Below are 13,700 nucleotides of genomic sequence, written 5' to 3' on the forward strand. Positions count from 1 at the left end.
AAACGCGCGTTTACAGGCCCCAGCGAGCCGGAAAATGAGTGGAGTCGTAATGGCGCCAGCGCGATATAAGCGCTTGCTGTCGCCGCGAGCAGGCGATGTGTGCGATGTGTGCGATGTGTGCGATGTGTGCGATGTGTGCGATGTGTGCGATGTGTGCGATGTGTGCGATGTGTGCGATGGAGGCGATGGAGGCGATGGAGGCGATGGAGGCGCCCAGACTGGCGCGCCGGGGGGGATTCAACTCGAGGGGGAAGAGCTCCCCTCAGCAGCAGAGAACCGTTGCAGGAAGGCGATAAGCGGCGAAAGGTCATCATTATCGCCACGCCAGGCAATGACGCCGTCCGGGCGGATCAGCAGTACGGCCTGCGCCGTGTCGTTGACTAAGCCGTAGCGGACAAAAACATCCTTGCCCGTGACCGTTTCCACTCCCGGGTGGATACCGACCGTCAAACGGGCCACCAGCGCGGTTTTAACGGTTTCACTCGCCAAGCTCGCCAGAGATTTCAGAACAGCGGCCGCCTGCGGGGGCGACAGCCGTCTGCGGGATAAAACCAGTACATGGAAACAATAGCCGGCCAACACATCGAACAGATCCTGATGCCGGCTGAGCTGAGCATTTGGAGCCCGTATTCCCGGCCTGGCGGGGGCATCAGAGGAGCCTGGTGGGGCAAGAAAAGGATTTTCGCCGTAGCGAATATCAAGCTGAGCAAACTTGCGAAACGCTTTTGCCTGCACAAACCCAAGACGAGAGGCCGGCCCCACCACGACCGGCGCTAGCGCATCCCTCAGCCGGGCGCGCCAGCCGCTCTGCCCCGCGGCCAGGCTGAAGAGTTTGTCGGTGAATGCGATGGTATCGCGCGCCACGGGCAGGCGTTCGCTTTCATAAGTCTCAAGCAGGCTCTCCGGCGCGTCATGTTGCAAGACCGCCGCCAGTTTCCAGGCCAGGTTGGCGGCATCCTGTAGCCCGGTATTCATTCCTTGCCCCCCCGCCGGGGAGTGGATATGGGCGGCGTCTCCCGCCACAAAAATGCGCCCGATGCGGTAATGATCCACGCAGCGATGGTGGGTGCGAAACTTTGTGAGCCATTGCGCATTGCCCAGCGTGACCGGCACTTGCGCCGCGGAGGAAAACGCGCGCTGTAGTTCCTCCAGTTCAAGCGCTGCCGGTTCGCCGTCGTCCCGTTCTTTAGCGCTTACGTTATGGTTATCGTGGCCAGCGTAACGCGTGTCGTTATCGCCGTCGCCGTTAAGATTGTTATCTGCGGCGCCAATGTCGGTCGTCATGACGCGTGAAAGACCACTGCCCGCCAGCGGCAGAAAAAGGCCGATGCGCTCGCCATGCATAAAGATACGGAAATGATCATGGCCGTTTTCCCAGTTCACCTGAACATCGCCGAGCAGAAAATTTTGCGGGTAAGGCGCACCGGTAAACGGCAGAGCCAGGTGATGGCGCACTTTGCTATGGCCACCATCCGCTCCCAGTACATAGGCCGCGCGTAAGCGTGATAATTCGCCATTCTGGCTTATTTCGATGTCCACCCCTTCTTGGGAGGGGGTGAGCCCCACTAATTCGACGCCGCGTTCAACCTCTGCCCCGCCGGCGGCAAGGGCGTCCAACAACGTCTGTTCCGTTGCAGACTGCGGGATCATCAAAATAAAGGGAAAAGGGGTGTCATTTATCTCGCACAAATCGTAATTCAGTCCACCCTTGCGACGGCCCGAGAGGTGGAAATCGATTTGTTGCGTCATGATGCCTTTGGTTAATAACGTCTCACTGAGGCCGAGCGAGGCAAAAAGCTCCAGCGAGCGGGCCGACATCACGGCGGCGCGGGATTCTCGGTTGGGGGCCAGGGCTTTGTCGATAATGCGGAAGCGGACGCCACAGCGCTGAAGCAGGTAGGCGGCCATTAACCCCGTCGGGCCCGCCCCCACGATCACGACATCACAATCGGTGTGTTGCATTATCACGCTCCTTTGACGTCAATTCTGCGCAGGTCGGCAGGCGCTAGCTGCGGCTCGCCTTTGTCGCCGCGCGTTAGCGGGCACGGGATCACTTCATGATAATGATTGTCGCCATAATTTTCTGGATCATTATTAATATAACTATAGTTATAGCCTATCCCTGTGGAGGAAGCCTGTCGCTGCGGTATTATTGAGCCAATGTCGGGTTTCGCTCCCGGGACTCTCGCGACGAATAATAATTAACCCCCCGTCAACCGCGGATGCCCTGAGACAGGCTCCGCTGGTCGCTTAGGCGACTACATTCTTCTTTGCCTCCGGCGGGCAGACCTATTTTAAGCGTTTCCTGTCGAACGGCGATTAGGCGTCTGACCTTGTCAACCCGGATGGTCCTCGATCCAAAAAACAGGTCTAACCGGCCTAAACCGAACCGTGGATTGATAAGAAAATTTTAGATTTGAGAGAATAAAAGAGAGTTTCTAAGATGACGAACTGGCCATGAATGCTATGCTGGCGCTAAGGGAATGCACATCAATAATGCGTTACGACACAGGCTTTCGAGTAAAGAATACAGGAGGGAGCAGCGCAATGAAGCCAGCATTTTTTGCTCTTATATTATTATTCTGCCACTTTGCGGCATGGGCAAATAATGAGGAACACGCATTACCGCTCATTAAATTAGCCATCAATGCCATGGATGCAGGCTATTTTTTCGAACCGGGGAATCTACGCATCACGCAGACGGCGCTGGGTGAAAATCCCACCGCAGCGACGATTGAAATTGAGAAAGACCTGGCGGATGACGCCATCGCCATAGAGAAGACCGTATTCACGTTACATCGCAAAAATAACGTATGGGTAATAGACACCCAAGCCACGACGTTTAAATGCCGGGAAGGACGCGGTCACCAAACCTTCTCCCCGGCATGCTGCCAGTAAATATGGCTGACGCAGGCCGGTAATGCCTACGCTTCCGGCGTGCCGCGGTTTAAGCTGGACCAGAGAAATTCGCTGACCAGCGCACTGTGGAACGCGGCTTGTCTCTTGTCCGCCGCGGCGCTGTGCCCTCCTTCGGTGTTTTCATAGAAATACGCCTGCTGGTGGCCCATTTGCCGCATACGCGCCGCCATTTTACGCGCGTGAGCCGGGTTGACCCGGTCGTCGCTGGTAGCGGTATAAAACAGCACCGGCGGATAAGCAGTTTGCGCCTTGATATTATGGTACGGCGAAAAGGCTTTGATATAGTGCCATTGCGCCGGGTCGTCCGGATCGCCATATTCGGCAATCCACGATGCGCCAGCGGAAAGCGACGTATAGCGCTGCATATCCAAAAGCGGCACCTCGCAGACGATGCAGCCGAACAGCTGCGGATACTGCGTCAGCATATTACCCACCAGCAGGCCGCCGTTGCTACCGCCGCGCGCGCCGAGATGCGGTGATGACGTGACCTTGCGCGCAATGAGATCTTTCGCAACCGCGACAAAATCCTCAAAGGCGCGGTGGCGGTCTTGCTTGAGCGCCGCCTGATGCCAGGCGGGACCATACTCGCCGCCGCCGCGAATATTGGCGACCACATACACCCCGCCACGCTCCAGCCAGCAAGGCGCGTCGCTGCCCAAGTAGTGCGGCAACAGCGATACATCAAAGCCGCCATAACCGTACAGCAGCGTGGGATTGCTGCCGTTCAGCTGGAGATCCTTGGCCGCTATTTGAAAGTAGGGTATTGAGGTCCCGTCCTTGGAACGGACAAAGTGCTGGCTGACCCGGTAACGGTCGGGATCAAAGTCGTGGGGGCCCTGCTTTAACCGTTCCACGCCGTCACCGTCGAGATTGCCCAGATGCAGCGAGGTGGGCTGAAGGAAGCCTTCGACGGTCATAAAGTAATTATTGCTTTCCTCATCAATGCCCTCGGCGGAAAGCGTACTGAGCATTGACCGATTGCCCAGCGATTGTCGCTGCCAGCTATCGCACCGCGGCGTCAACACTTCAAGGTGGCTTACCACGTTTTCCATGATAATAAGGATAAGATGGTCGCGTGTCCTTTCGTAATCGCTTAACGCCCTTTGCCCGTGGGGTGTGAATAACACCTGCAATCGCCGGTCTCCCGCCAGGAAATCATCGAAGTTCGCCGCCAATAACGCGCCGGCAGGATAGCGTTTCCCGTTCACCACCCACGCTCTGCTCAGCTTTATCAGCAACCATTCGCGGTGGGTGCTGAACTCGGCGTCCGACGGAATGGCAATGTTGATTTGCTGGTTGTGTGCAGTCAGCAGGTAATTGTCGCGGCGATAAAAATCCAGACTGCGGCCGACATAATCGCGCTCAAAACCCGGCGTGCGATCGTGGTAGGCAAAGACCCCCAGATCCTTCGGCCGCGCCTCGAACACCGTTTCGGCCGCGCTCAGCGGCGTGCCGCGCCGCCAGCGTTTGGCGATGCGCGGATAACCCGACTGGGTCATTGAGCCGGGTCCCCAATCCGTGGCGATGAACACGGTGTCTTTATCGATCCACGACACGTCGCTTTTAGCCAAAGGCACGTTAAAACCCTCTTTCACGAAGCGCTTGGCGATCAGGTCAAATTCGCGGAATTCGACGGCGTCACCGCCGTCCGGCGACAGCGCAATAAGGCTATATCGGTATGCCGGCGCCAACGACTGCGAACCGCGATACACCCATTCCCTGCCTTCCTCTTTGCCCAATGCATCGATATCCAACACCGTTTCCCATACCGGTTCGGCTTTGCGGTACTCCTGGAGCGTCGTGCGCCGCAGTAGCCCGCGCGGATTGGCCTGGTCCTGCCAGAAATTATAATAGTCACCCCCGAGCTTGCTGACCCAGGGGATCCGGGTGTCCTTATTCAGGATATCCATTACCTGCCGTTCCAGCCCGGGGAAATGCGGCCCTTGCGCATAACGCGCAAGGGTGCGCTGATTCTCCTGCGCTACCCACCGTAGCGCGGCCTCGCCACGAAGATCTTCCAGCCACAGGAATTCATCACCGGCAGCGGCGTTGGGCGCGGGGGTGAAGTTGGATAGTGACGTCATGGTGAATACGGCTCCTGAGGTTGATACACTAAAGTGAATACATTGGCGTCAAGGGATAACCGGCAGATCCAAGCGCCTGGCTAATACCTCACTTCGGGATAACCTCGGACATAGCTAATTCAATAGGTGAGGTCGATCCTGACCTGCGGCGTCGCGGGAAACGTGCTTAAGGGCAGTAGCGACAACCGCCGGCGCTGCCATCCCAGACGGCATTTTCCGACAAGCGCTAAGAAAGGCGTCTTGGGTGGCATTATCCCTTATCCCGCATTGAGCACGGCGGTGGTGTGAAAAGGGACTTTGCCACGAAAATAGCACCGCCGGGTAAAATCTTTCGACAACGCGATATTTGTCTTTCGCCCGCGCTAGAGAGTATGCGTGATGCTTCGTCCTGCTGGCAATCTTTCTCGCAGGGTCGCTATCGCCTGGGCAATAGCCGCCAATTTATTATCTGTTTGGCTGAGTAGGATGAGGTCATTATTCATTGTGGCTGCTTCATCATCATGATCTGCTGATCTGCCCCTTTCGCCGACACGGAGGCGAATTCAATTTTGCTCTTTGAGGCAGGGGCAAAGGTAACATCCCACTGCCTTATCGCAACCCTGCACAAAGGGCCAAGGCGCGCAAACAGCGCGGCTAGCATGGCGTGATGTAATTTTCCCCCCGCGCGCCAGGCGCACCACGCCAGTGCACATCTGGGCCCTTGAGCGGCATCGTGACCGTCATTAGCCCCGTTGCCCCGTCTAAACGCGCGCCCGCGGCGCGATGGCGAACCTTGCCACTCTGGCGCGTTTCTTGCGTGCGGTTTGTTGTTCAACCGAAAACACACATTTCTCAACCTGACAGGTGACCCGCTATGGAGCTGAAATGGTTTGAAGATTTTCTGAGTGTCTCACGTTGCTACAGCTTTACCCGCGCTGCCGATGAGCGACACATCACGCAATCCGCCTTGAGCCGACGCATTCGACAATTGGAGGAATGGCTGGGGGTGCCGCTATTCAACCGTAATACCTACCCGATAACGCTTACGCCCGAAGGGCAGACCTTTCTCTCCACCGCCAGCGAAACCCTGTTCGCGCTGACCCATATGCGTAACGACCTGCACCAGCGTTACCAAAAACGCACGTCAGTGCTGCGTTTCGCCATGCTGAATACGCTTTCCCTAACGTTTTTTCCGGAGTGGATTAATCAGGTCAATCGTTCCAACCACACCCGTTTTATTCGTCTGTGCGATCAAAAACCGACCTTTGTCGAGCACATATCGTTGTTGCACTCGGGGGAAACAGATTTTTTGCTGACCTACGCTCACGACTCGGTCGCGCTCATTCAGCAATTGGCGCCCTACCCTATGCTGTCGCTGGGACAGGAGCGCGCCATCGCCGTCTGCCGCCCCGACAGCGAAGGCAAACCGCTCTATCCTATTGGCCAGAGCGCCGACCCAATCCCCTGGCTGAGCTACGGTCAAAATTCCTTCTTTGCCCATGCGCTCGCGCGTCTGCTCGCGCGCCGGCCGCTTCCGCTCGAGCCAATTTATGAAAACGGCATGTCAATTAATTTGAAAGCGATGGTGCTGTCCGGCAGCGGCGTCGCCTGGCTGCCGGAGAGCCTCATAAAGGAGGAACTGCGCGGTGGACAACTGACGCGCGCCGGCCAGAGCTGTTGGGATATGACGCTTGATATCCGTCTCTACCGCCAGCCGGTGCTGCGCCATCCCCATGCGGAGCTTTTCTGGCAGCAGGCATCCCGTCTTTGCGAACCTGCGCTCGCGGCAAGCTGACGTTGCCGTTCGTCTGGCACGGACGAACGGCGCCATAGCGGGTTCCCCACCCGCCCGGCATTACCCACCGTTCATTGCGAGGCACGCTACCCTCGCTGCCCCCCGGCGCCGCTTAACTATGCAAATTTGGACTAGCCGTTGTGAATTGTTCATTGGCGCGCAACGGCGGCCTTGACGCATGCTGAAAACCAGCGGGGCCCGCGCCGGCCTCAATTTTCCGCTTGCAATGCCGGAGATAATCATGTCGAACAAAGCGTTAGTCTGGGATCTGGTGGACGAGCACAAAACGGATTTTTGCGCATTGAGCGATCGCATCTGGGGTATGCCAGAAATTTGTTATACCGAATATCGCTCGGTGGCGGAACACACCGCGATGTTGAAAAAACAGGGTTTTCAGGTGACGGAAAACGTGGCCGACATTCCCACCGCCGTGATGGGCGAAGCCGGCCTCGGGGGCCCGATCATCGCCTTTCTGGGCGAATATGACGCCCTCCCAGGACTCAGTCAGGAAGCGGGTGTCGCCCGATATTCGCCGCTGCCGGGCAACGGTCAGGGCCACGGCTGCGGCCATAACCTGCTGGGTTCGGCGGCGATGCTGGCGGCGAGCGCGTTGAAAGAGTGGCTGGCCAAAACAGGTCAGCCCGGCCGGGTGCGCTATTACGGCTGTCCCGCTGAAGAGGGGGGCGCCGCAAAATCCTTTATGGCGCGCGCCGGCGCGTTTGATGGCGTCGATGTCGCCATTACCTGGCATCCCAGCGCCCATCATGAGGTGGCAAAAGCGCTATCGCTCGCCAACACCCGTATGGACTTTTTCTTCACGGGGCGCGCCTCCCATGCCGCCGCCGCACCGCACCTGGGCCGCAGCGCGCTGGATGCGGTTGAACTGATGAACGTGGGGGTACAGTATTTGCGTGAACATGTCCCGCAGGATTCGCGTATCCATTATGCCATGCTTGATTCCGGCGGCATCGCGCCGAACGTGGTGCAGGCCAAGGCCGCCGTGCGCTATGCCATCCGCGCCCGCGATGTCGAAAGCATGTTTGAACTCAACGCGCGCGTAAAACGGGTGGCCGAAGGCGCCGCCATCATGACCGACACGCAATTAACCGTCAGTATCATGAGCGCGGTCGCCAATTTGCTGGGTAACCGGCCGCTGGAAGAAGCCATGCAGCAGAATTTCGCGCTGCTGGGTCCGGTCGCGTTCGATCAAAGCGATTACGCCTTCGCCGATGAGATTCAAAGCACGCTTAGCGCCGCGGATATTCAAAACGATTATCGCCGGACCGGAATGAAACCCGCTCATCCCAAATCCCTGAGCGACTATATCATCCCCCTCGACACCCACGGTGAGCCAATGATCGGTTCGACCGATGTGGCGGATGTCAGTTGGGTTATCCCGACGGTACAAGCGCATGTGCCGACGATGGCCATCGGCACGCCGGGCCATTCCTGGCAATTGACCGCTCAGGGAAAAATGCCCGCCGCCCATAAGGGCCTGGCTCATGTCGCGAAAATCATGGCCGCCACGGGCATTGACGTGCTCACAGACAAAATGTTGCTTGCGCAGGTCAAAAAAGTCCATTTTGAACAAACCCGCGCCACTCCCTACCGGTGTCCGATACCGGCCGAGGTAAAACCCCCTGTTCAGCCGCGCCCCGAGACGTTGTGATTGATTGCTTTAGGAGAGCACCATGACATTGACCCGAATTGCCGCCCTGCTGTTAGCGGCGGGCGCTTGCAGCGCAACGGCCGAGGCCGCCACACCACCCGATTCGCTGGTGATGGCCTGGAATATCGATGCCATCAGTACCTGGGACCCCGCTCAGATAGGCGAGGTGGTGACCAGCGAAATCTACTCCAATACCTGCGACACGCTGGTGGACTTCGATCCCGGTGATGAGAAAAAAGTGGTGCCTTCGCTGGCGTCAAGTTGGGATGTCTCGCCCGATCGCCGGCAAATCACGTTCCATTTGCGCGACAACCTCACCTTCGCGGACGGTACTCCCGCCACGGCGGGGGATCTGGCCTGGTCGCTGCAGCGGGTAGTGAAACTGGGTTATGGCAACGCCGCCACCATCACCGATTACGGCTTTAACAAGCAAAACGTCGATAACACGATCACGGCACCGGACGATCGCACGTTGGTATTCAAACTGGATAAGCCCTATCCCACCACGCTGATCTTACAGGCGATTGCGGCCAATAATGTCTCTTCCTTGTTGGAACGGAAAAAGGTGGAAAAGGAAGCGGTCAACGGCGATATGGGACACGCCTATCTGACAACCCATACCGCCTGTGTCGGCCCCTACCAGCTCACCCGCTGGAACGCGGGGGAAGGCGTCATGTTGCAGGCCGTCGATCGCTACTGGGGCGGACCACCGCCGCTGAAGCGGGTGTTGATTCGCCATGTTGCCGAAACCGGCACGCAGCGGCTGCTGGTCACCCAAGGGGATGTGGATATCGCCCGCGACCTGTCTGCGGATGACCTGAAAACCCTTGATGAAGGTAATAAGGTCAAAGTAGAGAAAGTGCTCAAACCGCAGTTATTCTTTTGGACGTTCAATAATGAAGACCCGATCTTCAAAAATGAGAAAGTCCGCCTCGCCATGCGCTATCTGATCGACTATGACGGCCTGGCGAAAAGCGTTATGCCGTACCTCGGGGTCCCCCGCGCCAGCTTCGTGCAAATCGGCGCCTTCGGGGCGTTGGACGACCGGGCCGGCCAACCGTTCAAACTGGACCTGGACAAAGCCAAGCAGCTGCTGACGGAGGCGGGCTACCCCCAGGGTTTCAGCGCCACCGTTTACTTCGGCACGCTGCCCCATTCGGCACCCATCGCGCAGAGCGTGCAGCAAAACGCCGCCAAAATCGGTGTAAAGCTCACGCTAGAGCGGATGGCCAACGCACAGTTGTTCAGCAAAGTGCGCGGCCGCGAGTTTCAGAGCGCCATGATGGCCTGGCAGACCTCGGTGCCGGACGCTTACGGCAACGCCTCGCGGCTGGTGTTTAATCCGGATAACGACAAAAACGCCCGCGCGACCCAATACCCCAGTTGGCGCGCCGCCTATTTTGATGCCGAGCTGAATAAAAAAGTCCAGGCGGCGGTAATGGAACCTGATGACGCGAAACGGGTTGCGCTCTACGCCGATTTGCAACAAGAGGTCATGCAAAAAGGTCCGATGGCGATCATGTTCCAGATGTACAACACGGCGGGAATCAATCCGGTTTTGAAAAACTGGACCTGGAACGGTTTTCGCGTTTGGTACAACAAAGCACGCAAATAACGGAGGCGCGTCATGTCGCAGGCTTTCTCCACCGCAGCCGAGCCGAGGGACATCTTTCCCGTCTGGCGCTACCTGTCCGCCACGCTGAAAGGCGTGCTGTCCATCCTGTGTACGCTGCTGGGGCTTGCGGCGTTAACCTTCTTCATTGGCCGGCTGCTGCCTATCGATCCGGTGGTGGCCGTCATTGGCGATAACGCCAGCCAGGAAGCCTATAACCAGATGTATCACCAATTGGGCCTGGACCAGCCGCTGTGGCAGCAGTTTGCCGACTATCTGGTGTCGGTATCGCATTTGGATTTCGGCATGGCGCTCACCACCAATAGCCCGGTAGCGCAGGATATTGCCCGGGTCTTCCCGGCGACGCTGGAACTGGCGACGGTGGCGGCGATTATCGGTACCGGCCTCGGTATTCCCTCCGGCGTCCTATCGGCGATGTACCGTAACTCCTGGTTCGACCACCTGATTCGTTTTTTGGGGCTTATCAGCTACTCAACGCCGCATTTTTGGCTCGGGTTGATGGGTTTGCTGCTGTTCTACGCCTCGCTGGGCTGGATCGGCGGTCCCGGCCGTGTGGATTTTATTTATGAATTCGATCTGCACCCGGTCACCGGCTTTTGGCTTATCGACAGCGCTATGGCGGGCGACTGGGCGGTGTTCCGCAATGTTTTCAGCCATATCATTCTCCCTGCTTCCATTCTCGGCCTGAGTTCGTTGGCCTATATCAGCCGCATGACCCGTAGCTTTATGATCGAACAACTGGCGCAGGAATATATTATCACCGCGCGGGTTAAAGGGCTTTCCTGGGCGCGCTGCGTCTGGGTGCATGCCCTGCGCAATGTGGCGGTGCCGACGCTGACGGTGGTGGCGCTCTCTTGGGCCTGGCTGCTGGAGGGCGCGGTGCTGACCGAAACCGTGTTCGCCTGGCCGGGCTTTGGCCGTTATCTTACCAATGCGCTGCTGGCCGGCGACATGAATGCCGTGGTGGGCTGCGCCTTACTGACCGGTGCGATTTTTGTCCTGTTGAATGTGGTGTGCGACCTGCTTTATCACCTCTTCGACCCACGCACCCGCCGGGAGGTTCAATGACCGACTCCTTGAACAAGCCGCTGTCGGCGCGTCCGCGTTCAACCTGGCGCGAATGGATCGCCGCGTCTTCGCCCGCGACGCCGTTGCAGGCAAGGATGCAGCAGCTGTGGCTACAGTGGCACCGCTTTAGCGCTAATCGGTCTGCGCTGTTCGGTCTGTTGGTGCTGCTGTTCATCCTGGCGGCGGCGCTGTTGGCGCCGGTATTGGCCAACCAGGATATCTACGTCCAGGATCTGTCCCATCGCCTGCAGCCGCCCAGCGCCGATCACTGGCTCGGCACCGATGAGCTGGGCCGGGATATTTACAGTCGGCTGATCTTCGGGGCGCGAATTACGCTATATATCGCCGCGCTTACCGCCGTGATTATCACCCCGCTCGGTCTGATTATCGGCACCACCGCCGGCTATTTCGGCGGTTGGGTAGATACGGTGCTGATGCGTCTGGTGGATATTTTCCTCGCGTTTCCCAGCTTGATTCTGGCGCTGGCGTTTGTCGCCGCCCTGGGCCCCGGCCTTGAGAACACGATTATCGCCATCGCGCTCTCCTCCTGGCCGCCGATTGCGCGCCTGGCGCGGGCGGAAACGCTATCGATTCGCAAAATGGACTATATCGCGGCGATACGGCTACAGGGCGCGTCCTCATGGCATATCATCCTGCACCATTTGATGCCGATGTGCCTGCCCTCGGTGGTGGTGCGCGTCACGCTGAATATGGCCGCCATTATCCTGACCGCGGCGGGGCTGGGTTTCCTCGGCCTGGGCGCGCAGGCGCCCAGCCCGGAGTGGGGCGCCATGCTCTCTTCGGGGCGGGAATTCATGATGAACCACGGCTGGATCGCGGCAATCCCCGGTCTGGCCATTCTGTTTACCAGCTTGGCTTTCAACCTGTTAGGCGATGGCCTGCGCGACGTGATGGACCTCCGCCATGAATGATCTTTTGTTGGACGTTAAGAATCTCAGTGTGGTGTTTAAAGGCGCCTATCAGGACCATCCTGCGGTGCGAAATGTGTCATTTACCGTCGGGCGGGAAAAAGTGGCCATCGTAGGGGAATCCGGCTCGGGTAAGTCCCAGACTTGTCGAGCGCTGCTCAAGCTGACGCCCAAAGTCGGCCGTATCAGCGCCGACAGGATGTGTTTTGGCGATATCGATTTGCTCAATGCCCGCGAGCAACAGATGCGCCGCATCCGCGGCAATCGTATTTCCATGATATTACAGGACCCGAAATTTTCCCTTAATCCGCTGATGCGGATCGGCCAGCAAATTACTGAAGCCTACCGTTTGCATGCGCGCGTAAGTCAAAAAGACGCCCGCGACAAAGCCTTGGCGATGCTGGAAGCCGTGCATATCCGCGAAGCGGAACAAGTATTCCGGCTCTATCCCCATGAAATTTCAGGTGGCATGGGGCAACGGGTGATGATCGCGATGATGCTGATCCCCGAGCCGGATCTTATCATTGCCGATGAACCCACCAGCGCACTGGACGTTACCGTGCGTCAACAGGTGCTGACTATCCTCGATGAACAACTGGCGCGGCGCAACACCGGTTTACTGTTTATTACCCATGACCTCAATCTGGTGTCGCGCTTTTGTCACCGGGTGCTGGTGATGTATGCCGGCCGTATCGTCGAGGAAATCGCCGCGGCGCAGCTGGAGCACGCCTGCCATCCTTATACCCGGGCATTACTCGACAGTCAGCCGCGCCTGCGCCATCCGGTGGCAACGCTGAGCGTCCCCGCGCGCGATCCGGCCTGGCTGGACGGCCCGAGCTACCGTTATGGTGTCGCCCTATGAATGTGATTCCCAGCGCACAGCGCAGTATTGAAACCCTGGCATTAAGCATCGCCTTCGGCGAGGGACGTCAGCGCCGTCAGGTGGTCGACAACGTTAATATTCTTCTGGGACAAGGTGAAAGCTATGGCCTTATCGGTGAATCGGGCTGCGGTAAGTCAACCCTCCTGCGCGCGTTGGCGGGGCTGAATCATCATTATCAGGGGCATATCCTGCTTAACAACCGTGAGCAGCAGCACCAGCGCGACAAAGGCTGCTACCGGGATGTCCAGATGGTGTTTCAAGATCCCTATGCCTCATTGCATCCGCGCAAAATGGTATGGAATACTTTGCGAGAGCCGTTACAACTACAGGGGCTTGATCGCCATGAAACGCGCATCAGCGAAGTGCTGAACGCCGTCGGCCTGTCAGACGCGTTCCGTTACCGCTATCCCCATCAACTTTCCGGCGGGCAGCGCCAGCGGGTGGCTATCGCTCGCGCGCTAATCCTGGAGCCGTCGACCCTGCTGCTGGATGAGCCCACCTCAGCGCTGGACGTTTCAGTGCAGGCAGAGATCCTTAATTTGCTTAGCCAAATGCGCCGGCAGCGTCGATTGACCTATCTTCTCGTCACGCACGATTTGGCGGTGGTGGCACACTTATGCGACAGGATCGGCATCATGTATCAGGGAAGACTTCTGGAGGAATTCACCGCCAACGCTCTGCGCCAGGGGAAGGTGACGCACGCCTACAGCCGTCGATTTTTGGCCGCCAGCGAGGGATAAC

General features: G+C 58.1%; 10 protein-coding genes. 8 read left to right on the forward strand and 2 right to left on the reverse strand.

Going from position 1 to position 13,700, the window contains the following annotated elements; translation table 11 throughout:
• Positions 1 to 237 precede the first annotated feature (237 nt).
• The gene (locus tag SANT_RS22440; protein WP_025424471.1) at positions 238 to 1,962 is read right to left on the reverse strand and encodes an FAD-dependent monooxygenase; all 1,725 of its coding nucleotides are present in this window, start codon (positions 1,960 to 1,962) and stop codon (positions 238 to 240) included.
• Positions 1,963 to 2,547: 585 nt separating this feature from the next.
• On the opposite strand from SANT_RS22440, the gene SANT_RS22445 reads away from it, so the two are divergent.
• Positions 2,548 to 2,898, forward strand: coding sequence for a hypothetical protein (locus SANT_RS22445; protein ID WP_025424472.1), 351 nt, complete (start codon positions 2,548 to 2,550; stop codon positions 2,896 to 2,898).
• 26 nt (positions 2,899 to 2,924) lie between these two features.
• On the opposite strand, the gene SANT_RS22450 is transcribed toward SANT_RS22445, so the two are convergent.
• Positions 2,925 to 5,003, reverse strand: coding sequence for a prolyl oligopeptidase family serine peptidase (locus tag SANT_RS22450; RefSeq protein WP_025424473.1), 2,079 nt, complete (start codon positions 5,001 to 5,003; stop codon positions 2,925 to 2,927).
• Between the two features lie 853 nt (positions 5,004 to 5,856).
• Between SANT_RS22450 and SANT_RS22455 the strand changes: the two genes are divergently transcribed.
• From SANT_RS22455 to SANT_RS22485, 7 genes are all read left to right on the forward strand, one after another.
• Positions 5,857 to 6,777: a LysR family transcriptional regulator gene (locus SANT_RS22455; protein ID WP_025424474.1), complete on the forward strand. Its 921-nt coding sequence runs from the start codon at positions 5,857 to 5,859 to the stop codon at positions 6,775 to 6,777.
• A 241-nt stretch (positions 6,778 to 7,018) separates the two neighbouring features.
• Complete coding sequence (locus tag SANT_RS22460; protein ID WP_025424475.1) at positions 7,019 to 8,446, forward strand: M20 family metallopeptidase; 1,428 nt, start codon at positions 7,019 to 7,021, stop codon at positions 8,444 to 8,446.
• Between the two features lie 22 nt (positions 8,447 to 8,468).
• Positions 8,469 to 10,061, forward strand: a complete 1,593-nt coding sequence (locus tag SANT_RS22465; protein ID WP_025424476.1) for an ABC transporter substrate-binding protein — start codon at positions 8,469 to 8,471, stop codon at positions 10,059 to 10,061.
• A gap of 12 nt (positions 10,062 to 10,073) precedes the next feature.
• On the forward strand, positions 10,074 to 11,147 hold the full coding sequence (locus SANT_RS22470; RefSeq protein WP_025424477.1) for an ABC transporter permease: 1,074 nt from the start codon (positions 10,074 to 10,076) through the stop codon (positions 11,145 to 11,147).
• On the forward strand, positions 11,144 to 12,079 hold the full coding sequence (gene nikC / locus SANT_RS22475; RefSeq protein WP_025424478.1) for a nickel transporter permease: 936 nt from the start codon (positions 11,144 to 11,146) through the stop codon (positions 12,077 to 12,079). Before SANT_RS22470 ends, nikC begins: the two co-directional genes overlap by 4 nt.
• Complete coding sequence (locus tag SANT_RS22480; protein WP_025424479.1) at positions 12,072 to 12,938, forward strand: ABC transporter ATP-binding protein; 867 nt, start codon at positions 12,072 to 12,074, stop codon at positions 12,936 to 12,938. The genes nikC and SANT_RS22480 overlap by 8 nt, the downstream gene beginning before the upstream one ends.
• A complete protein-coding gene (locus tag SANT_RS22485; protein ID WP_025424480.1) occupies positions 12,935 to 13,699 on the forward strand; it encodes an ABC transporter ATP-binding protein in 765 nt (254 codons plus the stop codon). Before SANT_RS22480 ends, SANT_RS22485 begins: the two co-directional genes overlap by 4 nt.
• Position 13,700: the final 1 nt, after the last annotated feature.

It is taken from the genome of Sodalis praecaptivus, from assembly GCF_000517425.1.
GTDB lineage: Bacteria > Pseudomonadota > Gammaproteobacteria > Enterobacterales > Enterobacteriaceae > Sodalis_A > Sodalis_A praecaptivus.